Raw genomic sequence first — 11,103 nt, 5'->3', positions numbered from 1 at the left:
CCATCCTCGCTACGGGCGCTATTCTCGGTCAGCCTCCTAGAAAAAAGATCAGCAAGTTTAGCGGTTTTTTTAGACAGTGAATACTGTTTTTATCCCTGAATAACTAGGGAGTTATCACATCTGCAGGCACTCCCCCGTATTATTTTGACCATTTCAGGCTATGGAAGCATACGCCCCCTGGCACTCACATACAATTGATACCATTGTTCTCTGGTCAACCCGATATCCTCAGCCCCGCCACAGGCTTTGATACGCTGTGCATTGGTCGTGCCAATCACCGGCTGGATACCTGCGGGGTGGCGCATCAACCAGGCCAATACAATTGCCTCTCTGGAAACACCCAGTTCCTGTGAAAACGCCTTGACCAGACCAGCCGTTTCCTTAATAGCATCAGACGCACCATGGACATCTTTCCCGGTGAAAACACCCTTGCTCAAACAGCCCCAGGCCTGAAGCTGGATATTGTGGCTGCGGCAATACTCAATGGTGCCCGGGGTAAAACTGACCGCCTGCCCTTCAGTGTGATTGACCAGCACACCTTCATCCAGCCAGTCCAGGTGGGTCAGGCTCATCTGCAATTGGTTGACCACGATAGGCTGGTCAAGGAATGACTGAAGGTAGTTAATCTGGTGACCATTCATATTGGACACACCAAAATGCCTGACTTTTCCGTCTTTCTGCAGCTGATGAAACGCCCCGGCAACCTCCTCTGGCTGCATAAGCGGATCCGGCCTGTGCAGAAGCAGGAGGTCCAGATAGTCGGTGTGCAAACGGGCAAGACTGTTTTCAACACTGTGAACAATCCAGTCCCGGGAAAAATCATAGCGAGTGGGAACGGAGCCTTCAGCGAAGCGAATGCCACACTTGCCTTGCAGGAACATATCCTCCCTCAGCCCGGGCCGATCAACCAATACCCGGCCAAATACCTGCTCAGCTTTACCGCGGGTGTAGATATCCGCATGGTCGAAGAAGTTGATGCCGCTCTCCAGGGCACTATCCAGAAACTGGTGCGCCTGTATCACATGCTCTTTTGAAACCGGGCTATTGTCCCAGTCTCCACCCAACCCCATACAGCCTGCTGCAATTCTGCTGGCCTGCGGTAAAAAGATAGTCAGGGGCATTCGATTCATAAGACTCCAACCCAATCGGATTACTTATTATGGTGCAGACATAGTAACAGCGAACCTCAGTGTGATCTATCAATCTCATTCAGGATCACCAGCAAGCCTTCTGGTATTCAGGAGTCCCAGCCATGACCGATGGCTGCCTTTGATTCACTCAAAGATACTTCGCCATCTCAGCAGTCAACTCCCCATGGCTATAGCCTGAAAATTCCCTGGCAACTATTCGTCCACTATCCCGTCCACCGTCCCGTCCACTTTCTCGCCCACCAGGATAAAGCGACTCAATTAATTCAGACATATGAGCCCCTTTTGGGATAACCGGATCATCAAGATGGTTCAGTGACACGATATTAATGTTACGTTCAATCAGTTTACGCATAGCGGCTTCGGCATCCAGATTACCCCCCACCAGCCACCCCAGAAAATCGGCAAGTCGAGGCTTGCCTGGCATGATAACTCTTGACGTTGTGGTAAAAGAGTCATGAGACAGTAATTCGACTCTTGCATCATCCAGCCCCCCGCTGGCTTCAAGGTGCCTTGCAAGAGAAGCGGTTGCAACCCCTCCGCCAAGGGAACTGCCCGCTACGTATACCCGCTCAAATTTTTCAAGGGCGCATACCACAGCAGCAACACCATCCTGCACAATGGTTTCACAGGTTGAGAAAGGAAGATTCCCCAGCCGCCCTTCAAACTTGTTTAACCCCGTCCCTCTGTAGTCATAAAGAATAACCGGGCATTTTTTTTCTGACTGGATTCGACCGGGTGCTGAGGTCGGGTCAAGATAACCACCAACCAGGAACTGTGAGATAACAATAGCATTGGGGTTGTGATAAAGAATACATTGACTTTTATTCGGGTCCCAATCGGGGGGGTAACAAATCACACCGTGCAATATGCCCGAACCGTGTTTAATCTGGAGGGGTTCAGTTCGAAAACCATAGGTATCGCCTGTCTCAAAGGCTGCTTCAACAATCTCACGACTTTCCTGCAAGCCTGGTACACGCGGGAAATCCGGGGGAAACATGTTAGGAAAATTCTTGCCAAGCCATGGTAATACTTGCGATAGCAACAGGGGGATACCGGCAACCTTGGCAAACCCAAGCCTGTTTTCAACCAACCAACTAAAAGGAGTCAGAATAACTGCCGGTCTTGATAAAATTGACCGGCAACTATCCTGACACTGCCGGGGGACAGAACAAATGAGATCCCCGGCGCGGGATAAATAGCCTTGAGGCTCGACCGATTCAGCAGAACGAATCCCCATGCGCGACTGTTGGTCATCATCAGCCGGGCGTGTTTCCTCAGCCCGATTCCTCAACAAGGCGGATTTATCAGTGTATCTATCAGAAATAGTTCCGTATGTCATAGCAACCTCTTTATTCTGATTCTGCAGATAAAAGATAATTCAAGGTCATAAAAAACTACTTCCTTGAAGTCACTTCAGAGGCAACATCAAATGAATTTTTCTTTTCCCGACGAAGCTGTTTCAGCTCTTGTAAAGTAAAACCAAAATCACTACAGCCAATGTCCAGCCTTTCGGTTTTTGTACCGAAATCCATATAGATAGCAATGTGCTTGAAACTGGTTTTTTCAAGAACACTCAACTTACGCTCAGCAACGTATTTATTGAGTATTTTCATCTCCGATTTAGTAGGTACTTCCTTAGAGTACATTCCTTGTAAAAGAAAAGTCTGAAATTTTTTGGACGAAGGAACAAGATTTTTCCCGGCAAAGGCATCAACTAGCGATGATAAAGAATCAACCCCCGCCGCACTGCTTTTGTTTCTGGATTTTTTATTTTCTATTAACTGAACTATCGGAAAGTCAACGAATGCAGTCTCCACGTGGCCAACGACTTTTACAATTTTATTCCTGGTCAGAAAATCCAGGCACCCTTCGTTTATTGAATAGTCTTTGATAAGCATCAATTTTGCGATATGTCGATCTTCATCAAAGTCAGGATTGAAATACTGGCGGTCAGGTCGAGCAAAACTGGAAAGTGGTTTTGAGCACTTTATAAACTCATCGCCATTTTCCAGCACTAGTTTAAGGCCACAAGAACCATCATCATCCTCATAGGTAAATTGCTCAGTTGTCACCTTGTACGTTTTACCATCAAAGGGGAGTACATAATCGTAGGTGACTGGCCTGGCAGGAATACTGGCCGATCTGTCAGTGATGTTAACCGGGCTTGGTGTGCTGGCAGCACCTGGCTGATCATCGGTAATGTTCAGACGGCTGAGTGACTCTTGTTGCTCTGTCACTCTGCAGCCATCACTTGACGCGGTATTGGGTGAACTTGCCTGTGGATTTACCGGAAGCTGCACGGAAGAATTTGGTATTGGATTCATGTTAAACCACCTGTCACTAACTTGTTGTACGGAACAAGATTAGTCGGTTTTAATTAGAATAAGTTCCCTATGCACGTGTTCAGGGCAGCAATGACCAAGTTGTTAACCGGACCACTTTAGTCAGTTTTGTTGCGGATAAGTTCCCTGTATCTCGACGTTAAAACAAAGCCACCCTACCCCCCCATCCGGGACAGGTTCTGGGTAGCCCCGGTCCAGCCCTGCTCAAGGAAATGACTATCTTCTTTAAGCCGAAGCGAATCACGAATTCGAGCCACCAGCTCTTCCTGTTGGTCGTCACTGTGCAGCAGGTCTCTCAGATCAATGCCGGACTCGGCAAACAGGCATAGCTGGAGCTGGCCCAGACTGGTGACCCTCAGTCGGTTACAGTCGTTACAGAAGTCCTTACTGTAAGGCATAATCAACCCGACAGTCCCTTCATAATCACTGTGGCAATACTCCTGGGCAGGCCCCGCATCGGCCAGGCGCATTTTTCGGACCCAACCGCGATCCAGTAGCAGTTCCTGAATCTGTTTTCCCGGGAAGTGGTGCTTCTGGAAAAAATCCTGGTTGTTCCCGGTTTGCATCAACTCGATAAAGCGAATAGAGACGGGATAGTCCCGGATCCAGTCAAGAAAAGCATCAAGCTCATCATCGTTAATGCCTTTCATCGCCACCGCATTCACCTTGATGGATGGCAGGCCATGGTCAAAGGCGTTTTGAATGCCAGCCATAATTTCCCGAAGCCGGTTATGGCCGGTAATCAGTTCAAAGGCCCGGGGGTCAAGACTGTCCACACTGACATTGATGGCATCGATACCGGCATCCAGCCAATCCGTTACCCGCTGGTCCATTTTGTAGCCATTGGTGGTCATGGCCAGCTTCCTGATGCCAGGGATCTGCCTGATGGCTCTGACAATGTCGGAAAAATCCTGACGCAAGGTAGGTTCTCCCCCGGTCAGGCGAACTTTTTCCACACCGACGGCAGCAAAAGCCGTTACCAGACGACGGATTTCGTCAATGGCCAATGCTTCACTGTGATGATGGTCAAGGCAGCCGTCAGGCAGACAGTAATTGCAACGAAAGTTGCACAGGTCTGTGACTGACAGCCGCAAGTAGGGGAATTTCCGCCCCTGACGGTCCTGCAGCTCTGGCAAGTAAGAATGCATAGAACACCTTTCCAATCGCGGGAGGCGGCAGGATTTCTTCTACCACCCTGGTAGCCAGATAACTTCTCTGGCTACGGCTTCCAGTCCATAGGATCACACCCGTTAGGTACCGAAGCTCGGCGCTCGCTTGTTTTCAGTTAATCACAACGTTAGTCGGCCTGAGGTAGCTATTAAAGCGGCCATAAAAAAAGTCATACTGTCCAGGTTATCAACAGCCAGACAAATCCTACCTGCTTATTTCTGGAAAAACCATGACATCAGCCACTATTGATTTATTGGATTACCAGGTAAATCTGCTATCCTTCCGATCCTTTTGCCGTGTTTCGCCATGACTGTGCAAAATGGCGGTAAGCGATAGCGGTGCCCTGTCCCACCGCATAATACGACAGACTTCTTTTATGACGACCCCAACGATCAGCGCCACCATCCCGGTGATCGGTATCGCCGCCTTCAGCGGTACCGGCAAAACAACCCTTATTGAGCAACTACTGCCACTTTTGGGCAGCAAGGGACTGAGAACCGGACTGGTCAAGGCCTCACACCATACGATAGAGCCGGACTCACCGGGAAAAGACAGCTATCGTCTACGCCATGCCGGTGCCAGCCAACTGGTGTTGAGCATGCCTGGTCGCTCTGTTTGCTATACCGAGTACCCCAATGGATATCAACGACAGCTGCAGGAGCAACTGCAACTGCTCAATCAGGACCAGCTGGATTTAATCCTGGTGGAAGGCTTTCGGGAAGCACCCATACCAAAAATCGAGCTTCATCGCCGTGATTATGAAAAGCCTTTCCTGTTCACCGATGACCCCTGCATTATTGCCATCGCCTGGGATAACAACCCCGGCATCAACCTGCCTGATCATCTGGCAGAACTGGATATCAACAACCCCGGTCCCATTGCCGACTTTATTGAGAGCTATTGCTATGAAAGTTGCCATGAAAACTGCCATGAAAAATAGAGACGAACGAGGCCAGGCATGAGCGACTGCTGTGCGACTGATGGATTAATGAGGCTGGAAGCAGCCCTGGCGACGCTGATCAGCAGCGTAAAGCCAGTATCCACAACCGAGACCGTTTCCCTGGAAGACAGCCTTGGCAGGGTACTTGCTAAGCCTGTCGTATCGCCGATCAACGTGCCTTCCCATGACAATTCGGCCATGGATGGTTATGCCCTGGCTCTGAAGGATTTGCAGAACATTGATACCTTGCCCCTGGCAGGACAGTCCCTGGCCGGACACCCTTTTTCCGGGGAGATTCCCGCCGGACATTGCACCCGCATTATGACGGGGGCCAGCATTCCGCCAGGTGCCGATGTGGTGATCATGCAGGAGCAGACCGAGACCGTAGACCAGGGCATTCGCTTTCTCCAGAAACCGGACAAGCCAGGTGACAATATCCGCCAGGCGGGGGAAGATATTGCGGCAGGCACCCGGGTGTTCACACCGGGCCGGAGAGTCCGCCCTCAGGATATTGGCCTGCTGGCCTCGCTGGGTATTGCCAATATCGCTGTCTATCGGAAAGTCAAAGTTGCCGTATTTTCCACCGGTGATGAATTGAAACTGCCCGGTGAACCACTGGGACAGGGTGATATTTACGACAGTAACCGTTTTGTAATCAAAGCCATGCTGAAAAAGCTGGACATCGATATCATCGATCTTGGCAGGATTCCTGACGATAAAGCGGCTTTACGGGAAGCCTTCCTGAAAGCCGACCAGCAAGCCGATGCGGTGATCAGCTCCGGAGGCGTCTCTGTCGGCGATGCCGATTATACCAAAGACATTCTTGATGAGCTGGGGGAAACCGGCTTCTGGAAACTGGCCATCAAACCGGGCAAGCCTTTTGCCTTTGGACAGCTCCCGAACAGTGTCTTCTTTGGTCTGCCCGGTAATCCGGTATCGGCCACCGTTACCTTTCAACAGCTGGCAGCACCCGCATTGCGCCATATGATGAACCAGCAACCTGAACCGAAAGTCGAGTTCACACTGGCAACACAAACCCGGCTCAAGAAACGTCCGGGACGCCGGGATTTCCAGAGAGGAAGGCTGGTTTACGGTGAATCCGGTGAACTTCAGGTTATGTCCACCGGTCATCAGGGGTCGGGGGTACTCAGCACCATGAGCGGGTCTGACTGCTATATCGTGCTGGCAGAGGAAGATGGCGATAAACAGGCCGGGGAACGGGTCAAGGTGCAGCTGTTTGATGAGCTTTTTAAGTGATTGAGACTGATCAGCGGAACATGCCTTTCCAGTCACCTGAGTCATGGGATACAGACTGAGATTGATAATCCGCTGCAGCCACTTCCAAATCAGATACTGACAACTCCATTAACTGTTTAACAACATCGGCAGCGGGATCGACAGAACTTTTGCCTTGAGTTGTCAACGAGTCCTCCTGTGAAGTCCCATTGCCACCATCAGATTGCCCGCCGATTTCTTTGGCGAGCCGACGCTCCTGAACCGATTGGACGCGCTCAAAAAAATTCCTGACACTCCGGGCATTAGCGAAGTGCTCACCCTCATAATTTTTGATATCTGATAATTTTTCTTTGCAAACAGTGACGGCATCTTCAGCGAGCTGATAACCGTTTTTATCGCACATAAACTGGAATATATTGATTAACTGCCCGTCACTGTAATCCTCAAAATGGATCTTTACCGGAACTCTGGATCTGAAACCCGGATTAGACTCCATCAATTGTTCCATCTGCCTTGGATATCCGGCCATGATGACGATGGTGTTGATATCGCGGTTTTCCAGCATGGGCAACAATTTTTCAATGGCTTCAGGACCAAAGTCCTTATCGGAACCGGGATGGAAGAGACTGTATGCTTCATCGATGAACAATACGCCATTTTTCGCTGAATTAACCAGCTGCTCGGTTTTGAGAGCGGTTTTCCCAATAAACTCCCCAACCAGGCTGGATCGGTCTGCTATTACGGTTTTGTCTTCCTTTATTATTCCAAGCTCATACAAAATATGCGTTATCACCTGAGCGGACATGGTTTTTCCCGTACCCGGATTGCCTGTAAACAGCATATGACCACGGGATAAATCATCGCACTTAAGGCCGGCGTTTTTTCGCATTTTTCGCACGACCATTTTTTGATGCAATTTTTCGGCGTGTGCTTTCAAGTTCTCCACACCGACCATATTGCGCAGCTTTTGGAGCGAGTCAGAGTCGGCCTGATGCTGCCTTTCAAGTTGACCGCTTAACAGACGATACTCCTGGCGCAACCGGTCAATTTTCGGTTGGACCAACAGCCGGTGAGTCAGGACGCGGGTTAAAACCATAGTACCCAGTGATAAGGCTGTTGCTGCGCCATCACCAACATAGGGCCTGCTGATTATCAATGTTTGCAGACTGGTCGCCAGGCAAACTGAGCGAAGAAGCCATTTAGTCCGGGAAGTTTCACTGATTTGTTTTTCCAGGGCATCCAGCGTCTGATCAAATGTCTGGGGTAAAGCCTGGGTCAAATCATAACCAAACTGCCAGGAAATTGTGAACATAACTACCTGCTTTTAAGACAATAAATTTACGTTTATTTAACGCAATAAGTCATACATTCAACTGCTCATATTCTGCACTGACTTTCATTGCATGCTTTTGTGATTGTATGAAGAGCCAAAAAATGGTTACCCCATATTTTTTGGACAGAAATTCAGCGGAAAAAATCCTCTCGTCAAACGATTTGTTAGTCAAACGAACTGACTTGTTATGTCTGCTGACATAGTGAGACGCATATATGACAGTTTTGTGAAGAAATTGTCATAAAACTGTCATAAAGAATGGATATTTTTAGCATCAATTTTATAAGCACCAGGGTGCACTCTCTATGTCTGAAATGACATCCGCTTCTTCACAGGGCGCTGATTTCGAAACCATGACCACGCGCCATTACGGTCGTATCTGGCTGCGTGTTGTCCTGTGGATCTACGCTCTGCTGGTCGCTGTCAGTGTCATCGGCTCCGGCTTTAAAATGGCGGTGGGTGGCACTGAAGCGGCAGCACAGCTGTTCAGCTTTGCCAACAATGCCATCATGGCTCTGCTGGCGGGCACACTGGCGACGGCGCTCGTGCAATCCTCCAGTACCGTCACTTCCGTTATTGTCGGCCTGGTCGCCGGTGGCCTGCCGGTTCATATGGCGATCCCGATGATTATGGGGGCTAACATTGGTACGACCATTACCAATACCATCGTCAGTCTGGGCCATATTCGCTGCCATAAAGAGTTCAAGCAGGCGTTTGCCGCCTCTACGGTCCATGACTTCTTCAACTGGTTGGCGGTTCTGATCCTTCTGCCCCTGGAACTGTTCACAGGCTTCCTGAGCAAGCTCTCCTCTTCCGTCGCAGGGATGCTGGTTGGCGGTCAGAATATGTCAATGAAAGGCCTGAACTTTATTGACCCGTTAACCTCTCCGGCAGAAGAGATTATCCAGGGCTTTGTATCGGTACTGCCTGACAGCTCGCTTGCTGGCGTTGCCATGATTGGCATCGGTATTGTGATGATCTTTTTCTCGGTGGTTCGTCTGGGCAAATTGCTTAAGAAAGTCATGGTGGGTAAAGCCAAGGATGCACTGCACAAATCCATTGGCCGTGGTCCAATCAGCGGTATTCTGTCCGGTATGACCATAACCGTGATGGTTCAGTCTTCATCAACCACCACCAGCCTGATGGTGCCCATGGTTGCCAATGGCCTGTTTACTGTACGACAGATGTACCCTTTCACCCTGGGTGCCAATATCGGTACAACCATCACGGCGTTGCTGGCTGCCACCGCTATTACCGGTCCTGCTGCCTTGCCAGCACTGACCATCGCCATGGTGCATTTCTTCTTCAACTTCTGTGCCGTTGTTCTGATTTACGGCATCAAGTGGCTGAGAGAGATCCCGCTATTTATGGCTGACAAACTCTCTGATCTGGCCGTCAAGAACAGAATGTACGCTTTTGCCTATCTGTTCATCGCCTTCTTCATTCTGCCAGGCATCATCATTTTCCTGACAGCGTGATTGACTGGTGATACTTACAAAAAAACCTGCACTGGCCCTAATGCATTGTAGGTTTTTTTATGGACTAATGTTTTGAAACGGCGTTTATTATTGCCTCCTCCCGACAATAGCCATTATGCTTGTTGATTTTATAGGCAGCGGCCAGTCCCGGTGAATTGCTTGTTTCTTCGTAGTGCTTTCTTGCGAGACTCTTTTTTCAGCAAGAACCGTCAGATACTCTCACTGATGGGATTGCTCACTATTACGTCCATCTTTGGCAGCACTCTGGTCACTACGCTGGCGATCACCTGGCAGGACGCTCTTTACACACTACCCACCAGCCAGTGGGCCTGGCTTTTTACAGCCAGCGCCCTGACCATGGCGCTGGCCCTGACACCAGCTACGCTTATCGCCCTGATCAGTGGCTATTTCCTGGGGTGGGCAGCGTTTTTCTATATCATGATTTCCTACCCGGCAGCGTCAGTCATTGGTTATCTGGTGGGCAAATCACTGGATCATGGCAAGCTGATGAATACACTCCCGCCGACATCCCGAATACACCTGATTCTTGAGGAGCTGAAACATCATCAGTGGCCACTGGTCATTCTGACCCGGATATCCCCGATCCTGCCATTTTCATTAATGAACCTGGTGCTACCTGCCATTGGCGTACGCCTTCGGACATTTCTGATCGCCGGCTTTCTTGGTATGTTACCCAGAACACTGTTTGCCCTCTGGGCAGGCATGCAGGCAAGAGACCTGATCTCTTTACTGAAAAACCCGACACAAGGTAACCTGTCCATCATTTTCATGGTGACGGTATCAATTCTTTCCGTTGGCGGGCTGCTTTATCTTGCCCAGAAAGCATCATCAACCATCATGATGAAACAGGCAGCCAGGCACAGGGAGAGCGATACCTATGACTGAACAGCGTGTCGCACTCTTTGTGGATGTGCAGAACATCTATTACACCACTCGACAGGTGTATAACAGCCACTTTGATTACAACGCATTCTGGGCACTTGTCAGTAAAGGCAGAAAGATCACCAAAGCTATCGCCTACGCTATTGACCGTGGAGACCCCAGGCAGCAACAATTCCAGGGCATTCTTCGAGCCATTGGCTTTGAAGTAAAACTGAAGCCCTACATCCAGAGAAGTGATGGCACCTCAAAAGGTGACTGGGATGTAGGCATAACGCTGGATGTCATGAGCTGGGCACCCAGGGTGGATACCATCGCCCTCGCTTCCGGTGATGGCGACTTTGACCTGCTCCTGCATAAGGTGCAACAGGATTTCGGCCTGCAGACTGAGGTCTACGGTGTTGAGGCTCTGACGGCATCCTCCCTGATCCAGGCTTGCAATCACTTTGTGCCGATTACCCATGACCTGTTACTGCCCATCAAGGCAGCAAAAAAACGTCAACAAAAGGCAATAAACACCATATAAATCAGAACAACGGCACAGAAGTTGAAG

The 11,103-nt window shown here is 49.7% G+C and carries 10 protein-coding genes and 1 riboswitch; of the genes, 5 read left to right on the top strand and 5 right to left on the bottom strand.

Annotated elements, in window-relative coordinates; all coding sequences use genetic code 11:
- Positions 1–158 precede the first annotated feature (158 nt).
- The 4 genes from KDK13_RS12585 to moaA form a co-directional block, all read right to left on the bottom strand.
- The gene (locus tag KDK13_RS12585; RefSeq protein WP_257285319.1) at positions 159–1,130 is read right to left on the bottom strand and encodes an aldo/keto reductase family oxidoreductase; all 972 of its coding nucleotides are present in this window, start codon (positions 1,128–1,130) and stop codon (positions 159–161) included.
- Positions 1,131–1,278: 148 nt separating this feature from the next.
- Positions 1,279–2,490, bottom strand: coding sequence for an alpha/beta fold hydrolase (locus tag KDK13_RS12580; RefSeq protein WP_257285318.1), 1,212 nt, complete (start codon positions 2,488–2,490; stop codon positions 1,279–1,281).
- A gap of 55 nt (positions 2,491–2,545) precedes the next feature.
- The gene (locus KDK13_RS12575; protein ID WP_257285317.1) at positions 2,546–3,475 is read right to left on the bottom strand and encodes a hypothetical protein; all 930 of its coding nucleotides are present in this window, start codon (positions 3,473–3,475) and stop codon (positions 2,546–2,548) included.
- Positions 3,476–3,648: 173 nt separating this feature from the next.
- Positions 3,649–4,641 (bottom strand): GTP 3',8-cyclase MoaA, encoded by a 993-nt coding sequence (moaA, locus tag KDK13_RS12570; protein WP_257285316.1) that lies wholly within the window; start codon positions 4,639–4,641, stop codon positions 3,649–3,651.
- Positions 4,630–4,775, bottom strand: a riboswitch (molybdenum cofactor riboswitch). It overlaps the preceding gene by 12 nt.
- Before the next feature lie 207 nt (positions 4,776–4,982).
- Here moaA and mobB point away from each other — a divergent pair.
- The gene (gene mobB / locus KDK13_RS12565; RefSeq protein ID WP_257285315.1) at positions 4,983–5,603 is read left to right on the top strand and encodes a molybdopterin-guanine dinucleotide biosynthesis protein B; all 621 of its coding nucleotides are present in this window, start codon (positions 4,983–4,985) and stop codon (positions 5,601–5,603) included.
- An 18-nt stretch (positions 5,604–5,621) separates the two neighbouring features.
- Positions 5,622–6,860, top strand: a complete 1,239-nt coding sequence (moeA, locus tag KDK13_RS12560; RefSeq protein WP_257285314.1) for a molybdopterin molybdotransferase MoeA — start codon at positions 5,622–5,624, stop codon at positions 6,858–6,860.
- 10 nt (positions 6,861–6,870) lie between these two features.
- Here moeA and KDK13_RS12555 read toward each other — a convergent pair whose 3' ends face one another.
- On the bottom strand, positions 6,871–8,151 hold the full coding sequence (locus KDK13_RS12555) for an AAA family ATPase (protein WP_257285313.1): 1,281 nt from the start codon (positions 8,149–8,151) through the stop codon (positions 6,871–6,873).
- A 326-nt stretch (positions 8,152–8,477) separates the two neighbouring features.
- Between KDK13_RS12555 and KDK13_RS12550 the strand changes: the two genes are divergently transcribed.
- The 3 genes from KDK13_RS12550 (at position 8,478) to KDK13_RS12540 (ending at position 11,076) form a co-directional block, all read left to right on the top strand.
- Positions 8,478–9,650: a Na/Pi symporter gene (locus KDK13_RS12550; protein WP_257285312.1), complete on the top strand. Its 1,173-nt coding sequence runs from the start codon at positions 8,478–8,480 to the stop codon at positions 9,648–9,650.
- Between the two features lie 159 nt (positions 9,651–9,809).
- Entirely contained in the window at positions 9,810–10,556 is a 747-nt protein-coding gene (locus KDK13_RS12545) for a TVP38/TMEM64 family protein (RefSeq protein WP_257285311.1), read from the top strand.
- Positions 10,549–11,076: an NYN domain-containing protein gene (locus KDK13_RS12540; RefSeq protein ID WP_257285310.1), complete on the top strand. Its 528-nt coding sequence runs from the start codon at positions 10,549–10,551 to the stop codon at positions 11,074–11,076. Before KDK13_RS12545 ends, KDK13_RS12540 begins: the two co-directional genes overlap by 8 nt.
- Positions 11,077–11,103 lie beyond the last annotated feature (27 nt).

The organism is Endozoicomonas sp. SESOKO1 (genome assembly GCF_024606265.1).
Classification (GTDB): Bacteria; Pseudomonadota; Gammaproteobacteria; order Pseudomonadales; family Endozoicomonadaceae; genus Endozoicomonas.
Note: the sequence above shows the minus strand (reverse complement) of the source record. Positions and strands in the feature narration are given on the sequence as shown.